Origin of the sequence: Streptomyces sp. NBC_00631, from assembly GCF_045206895.1 — a bacterium.
Taxonomy (GTDB): domain Bacteria; phylum Actinomycetota; class Actinomycetes; order Streptomycetales; family Streptomycetaceae; genus Streptomyces.
Genome location: NZ_CP107734.1, coordinates 943,766 through 957,777, shown reverse-complemented (window position 1 = coordinate 957,777; position 14,012 = coordinate 943,766). Strand labels below are relative to the sequence as shown.

Below are 14,012 nucleotides of genomic sequence, written 5' to 3'. Positions count from 1 at the left end.
CCACCAGCGTGCGCCACCGCCGGGGGACCGGCCACCGCGAGCCCGGCGGCTCCCCGGCCGTGCACGGCCCCCCGGAGGTTCACGCTAGAGGTTCACGGAACGCATTCCGGCCTCGTCGTAGCGCTCGCCCGCCGCCCGGGGCACCTCGGCCTCGATCCGGGCCAGGTCCTCCTTGGTCAGCTCGACGTCGACGGCGCCCGCGTTCTGCTCCAGGTAGCTGACGCGCTTGGTGCCGGGGATCGGGACGATGCCGTCGCCCTGCGCCAGCACCCAGGCGAGGGCCAGCTGAGCCGGGGTCACGTCCTTCTCGGCGGCGATCTCCTTCACCTTGGCGGCCAGCCGCAGGTTCGCGTCCAGGTTGTCGCCGGTGAAGCGGGGGCCGGAGCGGCGCCAGTCGTTGGGGTCGAGGTCGTCCGGGGAGGAGAACCGGCCGGCGAGGAAGCCGCGGCCCAGCGGGGAGTACGGGACGAACCCGATGCCCAGCTCCCGGCAGGCGGGCAGCACCTCGTCCTCCGGGTCCCTGGTCCACAGCGAGTACTCGGTCTGCACGGCCGCGATCGGGTGCACGGCGTGCGCCCGCCGGATCGTCTCGGCGCTCGCCTCGCTCAGCCCGATGTGCCGCACCTTGCCCTCGGCGACCAGCTCGGCCAGGGCACCCACGGTCTCCTCGATCGGCACGTTCGGGTCGACGCGGTGCTGGTAGTACAGGTCGATGTGGTCCGTGCCCAGGCGCTGCAGCGAGCCGTGGATCGAGCTGCGGACATGCTCGGCCGAGCCGTCCTGCGGGCCGATGCTGCTCATGTCGCCGGGCACCGCGTGGTCCATGCGGTAGTTGAACTTGGTGGCGATCACGTACTCGTCCCGGTGCCCCCGGATCGCCTCGCCGAGGAGGGTCTCGTTGGTGAGCGGCCCGTAGAGCTGCGCGGTGTCGAGGAAGGTGACGCCCAGTTCCCGCGCGCGGTGGATGGTCCGCACGCCCTCGTCCTGGTCGGCGGTGCCGTAGAACGCGGACATGCCCATGCAGCCGAGGCCGATGGCGGAAACCGACAGATCTCGAAGATTGCGCTGTTGCATGCGACTCCAGCCTTTCCCGCTGACTCGTTCTCGTCATGGACGCTACGACTTGGAGAGCACTCCAAGTCAAACGGGCACCGCCGATCCGGTAATCGTGGACCCGGAACCCGTGCCCGTCGCCCAGCCCGCCCACGGAGGCCGCATGCTGCTGCGCCGGCTCGAATACCTCGTCGCGCGGTCCGTGCTCGCCGGGGTCCTGGTGAGGGTCGCCCGGGAGGCAGGGCTCAGGGACGCCCTCGACAGCCGCCCGCACGCCGTCCTGGACGGCCGCGGCGGATGATAGAAGGCGGCTCTCACGGCATAGCAACGTTCACCTTGACCTGCGCAGTTGCCCCCGAGGATCGTGAAGGTCACCCATCCGCGGTACCCGCAGCCCGCGCCCGCCGACCACCCCTGGCGCACCATGTCGCACCAGGGGATGACCCCGCGCATCTCCGGCTCCAGCCTCTCCGCGCAGGCCCGCTACGCGGCCGGCACCCGGGAGATCCTGGAGTCCTGGCCGGCCGGCCCATCCGCGACGAGTATGTGATCGTCGACGGCGGCAGGCTGGCCGGCACGGGAGCCAAGTCGTACTCGGTGAGCGCCCGTTAGGGGTTGAGCCTGACGGGCAGTTCGAACAGGTCGTTCTGGGTGACCACCGGCTTGTTGCGCAGCTGGGACGCCGGTACCGCCAGATCGAGGCCGGGGAAGCGGCCGTAGAGCGCGGGCAGCGCGACGCCGGCCTCCAGCCGGGAGAGCGCCGCACCCGGGCAGACGTGCGGGCCGTGCCCGAAGGAGATGTGCCGGTTCGGCGACTCCCGGGTGATGTCGAACTCCCCGGCGCTCGGCCCGTGCGCGCTCTCGTCGCGGCCGATCGCGGCGTACGACACGATGAGCGCGTCGCCCGCCGGGAGCACCTTGTCGCCGACCGGCACGTCCTCGGTGGCGAAGCGGATCAGGACGTGCGAGGTCGGGGTGGACCAGCGCAGGGTCTCCTCGACCACCGCCGACCAGTCCACCTCGCCGGAGAGCACCCTGGCCCGCTGGTCGGGGTGGGTGGAGAGGTTGACCACCGCGTTGACGATCAGGGAGATCGTCGTCTCGTGCCCGGCCGCCACCATCAGCTGGAGGGTGGAGACGATCTCCTCGTCGGTGAGGTGGTCGCCGTCCTCGGAGGCCAGGATCAGCGCGCTGGTGAGGTCGTCGCCGGGCTCGGCACGCTTGGCGGCGACCGTCGCCGCCATGATGCCCGCCAGTTCGGTCAGGGTCGCGACGACCTCCGCGGGCGGGGTCTGGGTCGAGAAGAACTTCTCGAACAGCACCTGCAGACGGGGCAGTTCGGCCTCGTCGATGCCCATCAGGTCGGCGACCACGTACATCGGCAGCGGGTAGGCGAAGGCCGCCTTGAGGTCGATGCTCTCCTCGTCCTCGGGGAGCGCGTCGAGCAGGTCCTGGGTGAGCTTCTCGATGCGCTCCCGCATCTGCTCCACCCGGCGCGGGGTGAGCGCCTGCGCGACCAGGGTGCGCATCCTGCGGTGGTCGGCACCGTCCACGGTCAGCATGGAACGGCCGGGGTTGGCGAGGCCGATCAGCGGCCAGTCCGGCGCGATCTCCCCGCGCTGCCAGGCACCCCACACATTGATGTCCTTGACCAGCCGCGGGTCGGTGAGCAGCGCCTTGGCCTCGGCGTGGCGCGTGACGGCCCAGACGGGCACCCCGCCGGGCAGCTCCACGGCCGCGAGCGGACCGGCGGCGCGCAGCCGTGCGCTCTCGCCGTCGAGGTCGGTGACGAAGGGGTCGAGGGCGATCCGGGCTTGTTCGGTACCGGTCGTCATCGTGACGTGCCTCCCAGGGCAGGGTCGGGTAACTGCGCCATGCGGTGTGCTGCGCCTGTCTCTCGATGCGGAGGTGCGGATCAGAGGGCGGGAACGGGCGTGAACCTGACGGGCAGTTCGGTCAGCCCCCGCAGCCACGGCGAGGGCCGGCGGGTGAGGGACTCGGCGGGCACCGCGAGGTCGATGTCCGGCAACCGGTCGAGGACGACCTCGATGCCGGTCCGCGCGACCACCTCGGCGACCTCCTGGGCGGGGAACGGGCAGCGGTGCTCGCCGTGCCCGAAGGAGAAGTGCGCGTTGTTGCCGCCGGTCAGCGCGGAGGCGTCGGTGCGCACCTGCGGATCGGAGTTGGCGCCCTGGAGGCCGAGGATCAGCAGGTCGCCGGCGCGGATCCGGCGGCCGCCCAGCTGGGTGTCGCGGGAGGCCCAGCGGCCGGCGATGTTCTGGCTGGGGGTGTCCTCCCACAGCACCTCGTTCATCGCCTCGGCGACACTGTTGCGGCCGCCGAACAGGGAGGCGGCGAAGCGGTCGTCGGTGAGCATCAGGCGCAGCGAGTTGCCGATCCAGTCGGCGGTCGGCTGGTGCCCGGCCGCCATCATGACCATCAGGTCCTGCATGATCTCTTCGTCGGTGAACCCGCTCGGGTCCTGGAGCATCCGCGACACCACGTCGTCGGCCGGGTTGGCCTTCCGGTCGGCCAGCAACTGCGCCATGGACGTGGCCAGATGGGTCTGACCCGCAAGGGCCCGCTCCCGGCCGTCGATCATGTCGTTGAGGGCGGTGACCAGGCCGGGTCCCTCCTCCTCGGCGAAGCCGTACAGCTGCGCCAGCACCCGCACCGGCAGCAGCATCGCGTACTGGCCGATCAGGTCCGCCTCGCCGCTCGTGCACACTCCGTCGATCAGCTCGTCCGCGAACCGCTCGGCGTGGCCGCGCAGCTCGAACGGGTCGACGGCCTCCAGCGCGTCGCTGATCATCCCGGCCCGCTCGCGGTGCCGCTCACCGACGGTGTACAGGATCGACGGCTGCTTGCGGCCGATCATCGGCAGCAGCGGCCAGTCGTCGGGGATCAGGTCCCACTGGTTCCACAGCTCCGAGTCCCGGCTGAACAGCACCGGGTCCCCGGTCACCTGGTGCAGCTCGCGGTAGCCGACCACCAGCCAGGCGGGCACGTCCCCGTCGAGCACGACGGGGGTGACGGCGCCGTGGTCGCGCCGCATCTCGCGGTACAGACGCGCCGGTTCGGTCTGGAACCGGGGGCCGCCGAGCGGTACGGCTTCGGGGGTCACACGAACTCCTGTCGGGGCAGGTCCGCCGGTGCGGAGGGGCCGGCGTACCGGTTCTTGACGTGCTGGACGAGCGTGATCAGCACCTGCTTGCCGGACTCCCGGGAGCGGGCGTCGCAGTTCACCAACGGGACGTGCGGGTCCAGGTCGAGGGCGTGCCGGACGTCCTCGGGCGTGTGCACGGGGCCGCCGAAGTGGTTGCAGGCCACGATGAACGGGGTGCCGTGCTTCTCCAGCCGGTCGATGGCGTACCAGGAGTCGCCGATCCGCCGGGTGTCGACGAGCACGACCGCGCCGAGGGTGCCGGAGAACAGCCGGTCCCACAGGAACCAGAACCGCTCCTGGCCGGGCGCCCCGAACAGGTACAGCACATTGCGGGCGTCCAGCGTGATCCGGCCGAAGTCGAAGGCGACGGTGGTCGCGGACTTGCCGCGCACCTCGCGGATGTCGTCGACCTCCGCGCCGGCCTGGGTCATCGTCTCCTCGGTGTTGAGGGGACGTATCTCGCTGACCGAGCGGACCAGGGTGGTCTTGCCGACGCCGAAGCCGCCCACGACCACGATCTTGAAGCCGTGGTCGGCGGAGGCACCCAACGGGGTGCGCGCGTCAGAGGTTGCGGAGTCCAACGAGCACCTGCTCCAGGATGTCGGGGTCGGTGATGGCCGGCCGGTAGGGGTGGCGGGCGCTGACTCGGCCGGCCGCCTGCAGGTCGCACAGCAGGACCTTGGTGATGCTCACCGGCAGCCTGAGCTCCGCTGCGATCTCCACCACGGAGGTCGGGAACTCGGCCAGGCGCAGGATCGCCGCGTGCTCCGACTGCATGCCGGGAGCCGGCTCCGACTCCGCGACGACCAGGGTGACCAGGTCGAAGGGGCTGTCGGGGCCGGTGCTGCTGCGGCCGCCGGTGATGGTGTACAGGCGGTCGGGCGCGTCGTCCCTGCCCGGCCGGCTCATGACGTGCGGGGCTGCGCGGTGAGGTGCTCGCCGAGCTGCTCGACCAGTTCGCTCATGTTGTGCCCGACCAGCCCGGGGTCGGCGTCCTCGCTGGTCACCACGGCCAGGTGGGCACCCTCGCCGGCCTCCACGATGAACAGCACGCCCCCGTAGAACTCGGTCATCGCCGACCGCACGCCGCCGCTGCCGTCGCCGAACTCGACGGACGCCCCGTGCGACAGCGACTGGATGCCGGCGGCGATCGCCGCGAGCTGGTCGGCCTGGTCGACGGAGAGCTCGGGGGTACGGCAGAGCTTCAGCCCGTCGCGGGAGAGCACGAGGGCGTGCCGCGCGCCGGGGGTGCGCTCCAGGAGGCCCTCGATGAGCCAGGTGAGCTTGGAGTCGGCGGTGGTCCTGCCGGTCATGAAGTGGGGTCGCCTTCCGGGTACGCGTGCGGGTGGGACGTGGGCTCTGGGCCGGACTCCGGGTGGGGCGCGGGGACCGGGTCGTGCGCGGGGACGGGGGCGTACGGGGCTGCTTCGCCGGCCGGGCCCGAGGCCTCGGCGGGACTCGTGGCGGAGTCGGGCGTGGCCGGGCGGACGGCCTGCCGGAAGCTGTTGAAGCGGGCGGCGCGGACCTGGGCGTCCGCCGCACCGGGGGCGGGGCGCGGCTCCGCGGGCTGGGGCGCCGACCGGCGCTCGGCCTCGGCGAGGGTCCGGCCACGGCGGCGCCTGGGCAGCCCGGTGGGCCCTTCCTCGAACTCGTCGGGTAGGTCGGACTCGGCGGACGTGTGCTCCGGTTCGGGGTCCGCGGCGACCGGCACCGGCTGGGCCGGCTCCGCCTCCTGCGCGGGCGCGGGCTCGTCGGCGACCGGGCGGGTCAGCAGGTCCTGCGGGACCAGCATCAGCACCCCGGTGCCGCCGCGCGCCGACGGCCGGAACGACACCTTGAGGCCGTGCTTGCGGGCCAGCCGGCCCACCACCGCGAGCCCGAGCCGGGTGCCGGTGAGACCGCCCAGCTCGGTGCTGTCACCGGCGACCGCCCGCTCGGCGCGGCGCAGCTGCACATCGCCCATCACCAGCCCGCTGTCCTCCACGGACACGATGACCCCGGCCGGTACCTCCTCCACGTACACATGGACCTCGGCCGTGGGGGGCGAGAAGTTGGCCGCGTTGTCGAGGAGTTCGGCCAGCGCGTGCATGACCCCCTCGGCGGCGTGTCCGGCGACGGCCGTCTCGCTCACCGAGTGCACCCGCACCCGGCGGTAGCCGCTGATGCGTCCCATGGCGCCGCGCAGGATCGACTCCATGCTGATCGGACGTGCCCAGCGGCGGCCGGAGCGCGCCCCGGTGAGGACGGCGATGGAGTCGGCGAGCCGGCCCGCCTGAGCGGTGCGGTGGTCGAGGTGCAGCAGGTCGGCGAGGACGTCCTCGCCGGTGTGCCGCTCCTCCATGGCCCGCAGGTCGGCGAGGGTGGCGGTGGCGATGGCCTGCATCCGGCCGGCCGCGTTGCCGGCGGCGGCGATCGCGGCGGCCCGTTCCCGCAGGGCACGCTCCAGTTCGGCGGTGAGCCGGGCGTGCTCCTGCCGGTACCAGTCCAGTTCCTGGCCGCTGTCCTGCTGGACCCGGGCCCGCTCCTGCTCGAAGGTGTCGGCGAACTCGCTGCGCTGGTGGGCCAGTTCGTCGATCAGCCGCTGCTGCTCCTGGCGCGCCTCCTCGGTGGTCCGGGCCTGCTGCTGGAGCAGCCGCCCGATGTCCTGGCTCACCGCCTCCAGCCGGCGCCGGGCGCCGCGCGCGGCCCGCGCCGCGTGCACGGCCCAGGTCACCGCCGTGCAGAGCAGCAGCGCGGCCGCGCTCGCGCCGAGGGCGAGGGGTGTGCGTACCGACGCGGGCGCGGCGGTCACCGCGGCGACGACCACGAGGGCCGACACCACGGCGGTCAGCGCGAAGGTCGGAACGAGCGTACGCGGGGAAGGTCGTTCGCCGGGATGCGTGGGCGCGGTCATCAGTCCGGTCTGGTCCTCGGAGCAGGTAGGGATGTGTGTCCGGTGAAGGAGTTGTGACGCTCGGTGCTGAACTGGGCGTCACTATACGAGAGTCCGTGATCGAAACAGAACGGTTCCGGTCTCATTGCAGAAAACCGGCTGTCGGGAAGGTGACTTGCTGTGTGCCGACTGTGAACGATCTTATGCGTCACCGTGCTCGAAGACGTCCGCCACGATCGCGGCGGCCTTGCTGACCAGCGGCGAGTCGGCCTCGGCGGCGGCGTCGGCGTGGGTGGAGAGGACGGCGAGGACCAGGGGCGCACGGCCAGGGGGCCGGGCGACCGCGACGTCGTTGGCGGTGCCGTACCCGCCCGTTCCGGTTTTGTCGCCGACCGTCCAGTCGCCGGGCAGCCCGGCGCGGATCCGTTCGCCGCCGGTGGTGTTGGCGAGCAGCCAGCCGGTGAGCCGCCGCCGTTCGGCGGCGTCCAGGGCGTGACCGACGGTCAGCCGCGCGTAGGTCGTCGCGATCGCCAGGGGAGTGGTGGTGTCCGTCACCCGCCCCGGCTCCGCCGAGTTCAGCTCCGGCTCCCACCGGTCCAGGCGCGTCACCTCGTCCCCGAGCGAACGGCACAGCCGCGTCACCGCCACCGGCCCGCCCAGTTGCTCCAGCAACAGGTTCGCCGCGGTGTTGTCGCTGTACGAGATCGCCGCACCGCACAGCCGGCCGACGGTCATTCCCGCGGCGAGATTCTCGGGCTTTCCGGTGACCGGAGCACCGCCCGCCCGCTCGACATCGCCCTCGTCGTAGTGCACGACCTCTCCGAGCACGTCCTCGCCGAGGTAGCGCAGGACGGCGGCGACCGCGAGCGTCTTGAACACCGAGCACATCGCGAAGCGTTCGCCGGACCGGTACCCGAGCCGGGCCCCCGTACCGGTGTCCCAGGCGAACACCCCCAGCCGGGCGCGGTGTTCGCGCTCCAGGGCACGCAGTCTCGTCGTCGCCACCGGAGCCGGTCCAGTGGGCACCGCCGCACCCAGAGCCGTGGCCAGCACCACGCGACGCGAAGGTTTCCGCATTACCGCTCCTTTACCGGGACGACGCTGAGGGGGACGCGACAGCGGGCGTGCGGGTTCAGCCGTGGACGGGTGATAAATCCGACGCTGATATCCGACCAGCCGTAGCTCCCGCATCGTCGCAAATGATCCAAACGTCTATACGATGACGCGTGGAACGGCCCGGGCACGGAGAGCCTCTTGGAGGGCGCAGGCCGATGACGGGGACGGTGTCGAGGGGGCGATGCCTTTCATGAAAGGCGACTGGAGCCGGGTTGCCGCGCGGATGGTCCGCTTCGTGCGGCGCACGCTGAGCGACGAATGGCAGGCCATCGTCGTGGAACCGGTACGGCAGCTGGTGCGGCGCGGACTGTCCGGGCTCGTGCTGGCGTTCGTCGCCGCGTTCGGCGTCATCTTCTTCCACGGCATCGCCCAGCACCCTTTCGGCAGGAGGCTGGTGTGGCACCTCGGCGGTGTCACCGCCGACATCCCGCTGTGGCTCTCCCTGCTGCGCACCCCGGTGTCGCTCTACGTCCCGGCGCTCGACCTGCCGGTCTGGGCGGGCATCACCCAGCTCTTCCTCGCCTTCGCGCTCGCCGAACTCACCCTCGGCCGCGGCCGAACCCTCGCCGTCGCCTACCTCACCACTCTCGCCGGCACCATGACCGCCCGGGTGATGGTCGCGCTGGGCCCCGGCTGGTGGGGTTTCGGCCTGCCCCCGGAGGTCGGCCGGGTCCTCGACACGGGGCCGTCCGCCGCCGTGGTGGGCCTGTTCACCTACTTGGCGGTGGTCCGGCGCGCCCCGGTCGTCTTCGTCCTCACGGGCGGCTCGATGGTGTGGGAGTCCATCGCCGTACCGAACCTCGCCGGCCGCGAGCACCTGATCGCCGTGGGCTCGGCGATCGTCCTCGGCCTGCTGCACGGCCGCCGCCTGCCGCTCCCCGCCCGCCTCGCCGAACGCCTCGACAGCACACCGCCGCCACCCCGGTCCGACCCGCCGGTACGCCACCCGGGCCCACCGCGCCACCCCGTACCGTCCTTCCGGCTGCCCTGAAACTCCCCAACCCTCTCGGCTTCCCCGAAACCCCATATGTCACGCGGCCGACCCGCCGAACTGCTCAACGACGTCAATGTGATGGTTTTCGCACTTCAGCCGGTTCAGGCACCCCCTAATGTTGCGGCGAGCCAGGGGGTGCCCGGCGGATCAGGTCGGCTGGAAGGGCCGGCGTTTCTCGGCCGACCGGCGCGGGGCCCGGTGCCGGCAGACGTGCGTGCCAGGACTCGCTTCGCCGACATGATCCGCCGGAGACCCCCTGAGGACGGGCGCGGCTGACACCATGGTGTTCGTCGCCGGCAGGCTGAAGGGATCCAGGGATGTTCCGCAAGGTGCTGGTCGCCAACCGTGGAGAGATCGCCATCCGCGCTTTCCGCGCGGGCTATGAGCTGGGGGCGCGCACGGTCGCCGTGTTCCCGTACGAGGACCGCAACTCGCTGCACCGGCTGAAGGCCGACGAGGCCTACGAGATCGGGGAGCCGGGACATCCGGTGCGCGCCTATCTCTCCGTCGAGGAGATCGTGGGCGCGGCCCGGCGGGCCGGGGCCGACGCCGTCTACCCCGGCTACGGGTTCCTCTCCGAGAACCCCGAACTCGCCCGCGCCTGCGAGGAGGCGGGCATCACGTTCGTCGGCCCCAGCGCCCAGACGCTGGAGCTGACCGGCAACAAGGCCCGCGCGGTCGCGGCCGCCCGCGCGGCCGGCGTACCCGTCCTCGGGTCCTCCGCGCCCTCCAACGACATCGACGAACTGGTCCGTGCCGCCGACGAGATCGGCTTCCCGGTGTTCGTGAAGGCCGTCGCGGGCGGCGGCGGCCGCGGCATGCGCCGCGTCGAGGACCCGGCGGCGCTGCGCGAGTCCATCGAGCAGGCCTCCCGTGAGGCGGCCTCCGCGTTCGGCGACCCGACGGTCTTCCTGGAGAAGGCTGTCGTCGACCCGCGCCACATCGAGGTGCAGATCCTCGCCGACGGCGAGGGCAACGTCATCCACCTCTTCGAGCGCGACTGCTCGCTCCAGCGCCGCCACCAGAAGGTCATCGAGCTGGCCCCCGCGCCCAACCTCGACCCGGAACTGCGCGACCGCATCTGCGCCGACGCCGTCCGCTTCGCCCGCGAGATCGGCTACCGCAACGCCGGCACCGTGGAGTTCCTCCTCGACCGCGAGGGCAAGCACGTCTTCATCGAGATGAACCCGCGCATCCAGGTCGAGCACACGGTCACCGAGGAGGTCACCGACGTCGACCTGGTCCAGGCCCAGATGCGCATCGCCTCCGGCGAGACCCTGGCCGGCCTCGGCCTCTCGCAGGAGACGGTGAAGCTGCACGGCGCGGCCCTCCAGTGCCGTATCACCACCGAGGACCCCGCCAACGGCTTCCGCCCCGACACCGGCCGGATCAGCGCCTACCGCTCCCCGGGCGGCTCCGGCATCCGGCTCGACGGCGGCACCACCCACGCCGGCACCGAGATCAGCGCGCACTTCGACTCCATGCTGGTGAAGCTCACCTGCCGGGGCCGGGACTTCAAGGCCGCCATCGGGCGCGCCCGGCGTGCCGTCGCCGAGTTCCGCATCCGCGGCGTGGCCACCAACATCCCGTTCCTCCAGGCGGTCCTGGACGACCCGGACTTCCAGGCGGGCCGGATCACCACCTCGTTCATCGAGCAGCGCCCGCACCTGCTGACCGCCCGCTCCTCGGCCGACCGCGGCACCAAGCTGCTCACCTACCTGGCCGACGTCACCGTCAACAAGCCGCACGGCGAGCGCCCGCACCTGGTCGAGTCGACCACCAAGCTGCCCCCGCTGCCGGCCGGGGAGCCGCCGGCCGGATCCCGGCAGCGGCTGGTCGAGGCCGGCCCGGAGGGCTTCGCCCGCTGGCTGCGCGAATCGCCCACCATCGGCATCACCGACACCACCTTCCGCGACGCCCACCAGTCCCTTCTCGCCACCCGTGTGCGCACCAAGGACCTCCTCGCGGTCGCCCCGGCCGTCGCCCGCACCCTGCCCGAACTGCTCTCCCTGGAGTGCTGGGGCGGCGCCACCTACGACGTGGCGCTGCGCTTCCTCGCCGAGGACCCCTGGGAGCGGCTCGCGGCCCTGCGCGAGGCCGTACCCAACATCTGCCTCCAGATGCTGCTGCGCGGCCGCAACACCGTCGGCTACACCCCGTACCCGACCGAGGTCACCGACGCCTTCGTGCAGGAGGCCGCCGCCACCGGCATCGACATCTTCCGCATCTTCGACGCCCTCAACGACGTCGGCCAGATGCGCCCCGCCATCGAGGCGGTACGCGAGACGGGCACCGCGGTCGCCGAGGTCGCCCTCTGCTACACCGCCGACCTGTCCGACCCGGCCGAGCGGCTCTACACCCTCGACTACTACCTGCGGCTCGCCGAGCAGATCGTCGAGGCCGGCGCCCACATCCTCGCCGTCAAGGACATGGCGGGCCTGCTGCGCGCCCCGGCCGCGGCCAAGCTGGTCTCCGCCCTGCGCCGCGAGTTCGACCTCCCGGTCCACCTGCACACCCACGACACCGCGGGCGGCCAGCTGGCCACCTACCTCGCCGCGATCCAGGCGGGGGCCGACGCGGTGGACGGCGCGGTGGCCTCCATGGCCGGTACGACCTCGCAGCCCTCCCTGTCGGCGATCGTGGCCGCCACCGACTACTCGGAGCGTCCCACCGGGCTCGACCTGCGCGCGATCGAGGACCTGGAACCGTACTGGGAGAGCGTCCGCAGGGTCTACGCCCCCTTCGAGGCGGGCCTCGCCTCGCCGACCGGCCGCGTCTACCACCACGAGATCCCCGGCGGCCAGCTCTCCAACCTGCGCACCCAGGCCGTCGCGCTCGGTCTCGGTGACCGCTTCGAGGACATCGAGGCGATGTACGAGGCCGCCGACCGCATCCTGGGCCGGCTGGTCAAGGTCACCCCGTCCTCCAAGGTGGTCGGTGACCTCGCCCTGCACCTGGTGGGCGCCGGAGTGAAGCCGGAGGACTTCGAGGCGACCCCCGACCGGTTCGACATCCCGGACTCGGTCATCGGCTTCCTGCGCGGCGAGCTGGGCACCCCGCCCGGGGGCTGGCCGGAGCCGTTCCGCACCAAGGCCCTCAAGGGCCGTGCCGCCGCCAAGCCGGCGCCCGAGCTGACCGCCGAGGACCGCGAGGGCCTCGCCAAGGAGCCGCGTACGACCCTGAACCGGCTGCTGTTCCCGGCCCCGACCCGCGAGTTCGAGACCCACCGGCAGACGTACGGCGACACCAGCGTCCTCGACAGCAAGGACTTCTTCTACGGCCTGCGCCCGGGCAAGGAGTACGCGGTCGACCTGGAACCCGGCGTCCGGCTGCTCATCGAGCTCCAGGCCGTCGGCGAGGCCGACGAGCGCGGCATGCGCACGGTGATGTCCAGCCTCAACGGGCAGCTGCGGCCGATCCAGATCCGCGACCGGGCGGCGGCCTCCGACATCCCCGTCACCGAGAAGGCCGACCGCGCCAACCCCGGCCACGTCGCGGCCCCCTTCGCCGGCGTCGTCACCCTCGCGGTGACCGAGGGCGCGGAGGTCGAGGCGGGCGCCACGGTGGCCACGATCGAGGCCATGAAGATGGAGGCCACCATCACCGCCCCGAAGGCCGGCCGGATCTCCCGGCTCACCATCAACCGCATCCAGCAGGTGGAGGGCGGCGACCTGCTGGTCGAGATCGCCTGAACGCGGGCAGCCCCTGAGGGCGGGGAGGGCCGGCCGGTGCCGGCCCTCTTCGGCTACGAGCGGGAGAAGTGCGCGCCCAGCCGGGCCTTCAGCAGGTTCGGGTCGCGCTGGGTGAAGTAGGCGGCGTTCGCCACGAACACGTCACGGCCGCTGACCGCGAGCGAGGTCGGGTTGGAGAGCCCCTCCTGCACCGTCAGGACGCCGCTGTGGCTGCCGTCCGGGCCGATGAGCGCGATCTCGTTCGACGGGTTCAGCGCGGCGAGCACCAGGTCCGAGTGGCCGGGGAAGACGAAGTCGTCGACCCCGGTGAGACCGGTCGCCCGGGTCTCGGCCGAGCCTGCCGAGCCGTCCGCACCGACCGGGATGCGCAGCAGCGTGCCCCGGTCCGTGTTGGTCACCCACACCGCGTCCTGGTGGACCTTGATCCCGTTGGCACCGAAGCCGGTGGCCGAGGTGAGCCCGGCGAGCGCGGTGCCGGTGGCCCAGGCCGTGGGCGCGCCGCCCGACCGCGGGATGCGCCACACCGTGCCCAGCGCGGAATCGGCCGCGTAGAGCACGCCGTGCTTCTCGTCGAGCGCCAGGCCGTTGGGCAGGCTGTCGGCCGGCAGCTGGGCGATCTGCTCGGGGGTGCCGCCGCCGGCCGGGATGCGCCAGACACCGGTCCTGTCGGTGCCGGTGGCGTAGTTGACGTACAGCGTGCCGTCGAGGGCGCGGGCCAGGCCGTGCGTGACCGCGCTGTTCACCAGGGGCGTCCGGGGGTTCTTCTCGTCGGGCAGGGTGGCGAGGACACGGACCCGGCGCTCCCGGGTGACCTTGACGACCTGCCGGGCGAACGCGAAGGACATGTCGACCGCGCCGCCGCGCTCGGCGACGACGCTCTCGGGTGTCTGTCCCTGGGTGAGATCGAAATGGGCGACGGTGTGCGGACGGGAGAGGACCGGCTCGTCGCTCGCGGCCGGAACCGCCGCGAGCAGGCCGATCGCGACCGCGGCCGGGGCGGCGACGGCCCGGCGGGAGAATCGGGGCATGTGACCTCTTTCGACGGGAGCGCAAGGCTCCGGCGTACCGGTCACATCAACATGACGCTTAACCGTCCCCGGGCGGCGGCAGCCGTGGCCG

Annotated in this window: 12 protein-coding genes and 1 pseudogene; 4 read left to right on the top strand and 9 right to left on the bottom strand. The window is 72.4% G+C overall.

Annotation, left to right across the window (positions count from 1 at the left end):
* Nucleotides 1-84: 84 nt before the first annotated feature.
* A complete protein-coding gene (locus tag OHB00_RS04550; RefSeq protein ID WP_406431465.1) occupies nt 85-1,074 on the bottom strand; it encodes an aldo/keto reductase in 990 nt (329 codons plus the stop codon).
* A 94-nt stretch (nt 1,075-1,168) separates the two neighbouring features.
* On the opposite strand from OHB00_RS04550, the gene OHB00_RS04545 reads away from it, so the two are divergent.
* Nucleotides 1,169-1,354 carry a hypothetical protein gene (locus tag OHB00_RS04545; protein ID WP_406431463.1) on the top strand — a complete coding sequence of 62 codons (186 nt, stop codon included), beginning with the start codon at nt 1,169-1,171 and terminating at the stop codon, nt 1,352-1,354.
* Nucleotides 1,355-1,438: 84 nt separating this feature from the next.
* Nucleotides 1,439-1,665 (top strand): annotated as a pseudogene (locus OHB00_RS04540) (NAD-dependent formate dehydrogenase); the annotation flags it as partial.
* On the opposite strand, the gene OHB00_RS04535 reads toward OHB00_RS04540, so the two are convergent.
* The 7 genes from OHB00_RS04535 to bla form a co-directional block, all read right to left on the bottom strand.
* Nucleotides 1,662-2,888 (bottom strand): cytochrome P450, encoded by a 1,227-nt coding sequence (locus OHB00_RS04535; RefSeq protein WP_406431461.1) that lies wholly within the window; start codon nt 2,886-2,888, stop codon nt 1,662-1,664. The pseudogene OHB00_RS04540 and the gene OHB00_RS04535 sit on opposite strands and share 4 nt — an antisense overlap.
* An 80-nt stretch (nt 2,889-2,968) precedes the next feature.
* Nucleotides 2,969-4,177 (bottom strand): cytochrome P450, encoded by a 1,209-nt coding sequence (locus OHB00_RS04530; protein ID WP_406431459.1) that lies wholly within the window; start codon nt 4,175-4,177, stop codon nt 2,969-2,971.
* The gene (locus tag OHB00_RS04525) at nt 4,174-4,800 is read right to left on the bottom strand and encodes a GTP-binding protein (protein ID WP_406431457.1); all 627 of its coding nucleotides are present in this window, start codon (nt 4,798-4,800) and stop codon (nt 4,174-4,176) included. The genes OHB00_RS04530 and OHB00_RS04525 overlap by 4 nt, the downstream gene beginning before the upstream one ends.
* Complete coding sequence (locus OHB00_RS04520) at nt 4,781-5,128, bottom strand: DUF742 domain-containing protein (RefSeq protein ID WP_406431455.1); 348 nt, start codon at nt 5,126-5,128, stop codon at nt 4,781-4,783. The genes OHB00_RS04525 and OHB00_RS04520 overlap by 20 nt, the downstream gene beginning before the upstream one ends.
* A complete protein-coding gene (locus OHB00_RS04515; RefSeq protein ID WP_093506900.1) occupies nt 5,125-5,532 on the bottom strand; it encodes a roadblock/LC7 domain-containing protein in 408 nt (135 codons plus the stop codon). Before OHB00_RS04515 ends, OHB00_RS04520 begins: the two co-directional genes overlap by 4 nt.
* The gene (locus tag OHB00_RS04510) at nt 5,529-7,112 is read right to left on the bottom strand and encodes an ATP-binding protein (RefSeq protein WP_406431453.1); all 1,584 of its coding nucleotides are present in this window, start codon (nt 7,110-7,112) and stop codon (nt 5,529-5,531) included. The genes OHB00_RS04515 and OHB00_RS04510 overlap by 4 nt, the downstream gene beginning before the upstream one ends.
* Before the next feature lie 180 nt (nt 7,113-7,292).
* Entirely contained in the window at nt 7,293-8,168 is an 876-nt protein-coding gene (bla, locus tag OHB00_RS04505; protein WP_406431451.1) for a class A beta-lactamase, read from the bottom strand.
* A 220-nt stretch (nt 8,169-8,388) separates the two neighbouring features.
* Here bla and OHB00_RS04500 point away from each other — a divergent pair, with 220 nt between their 5' ends.
* Together OHB00_RS04500 and OHB00_RS04495 are read left to right on the top strand one after the other, a co-directional pair.
* On the top strand, nt 8,389-9,198 hold the full coding sequence (locus OHB00_RS04500) for a hypothetical protein (RefSeq protein ID WP_406431449.1): 810 nt from the start codon (nt 8,389-8,391) through the stop codon (nt 9,196-9,198).
* Between the two features lie 320 nt (nt 9,199-9,518).
* Complete coding sequence (locus OHB00_RS04495) at nt 9,519-12,893, top strand: pyruvate carboxylase (RefSeq protein WP_406431447.1); 3,375 nt, start codon at nt 9,519-9,521, stop codon at nt 12,891-12,893.
* Nucleotides 12,894-12,946: 53 nt separating this feature from the next.
* Here OHB00_RS04495 and OHB00_RS04490 read toward each other — a convergent pair whose 3' ends face one another.
* On the bottom strand, nt 12,947-13,921 hold the full coding sequence (locus OHB00_RS04490) for an SMP-30/gluconolactonase/LRE family protein (protein WP_406431445.1): 975 nt from the start codon (nt 13,919-13,921) through the stop codon (nt 12,947-12,949).
* Between the last annotated feature and the right edge of the window lie 91 nt (nt 13,922-14,012).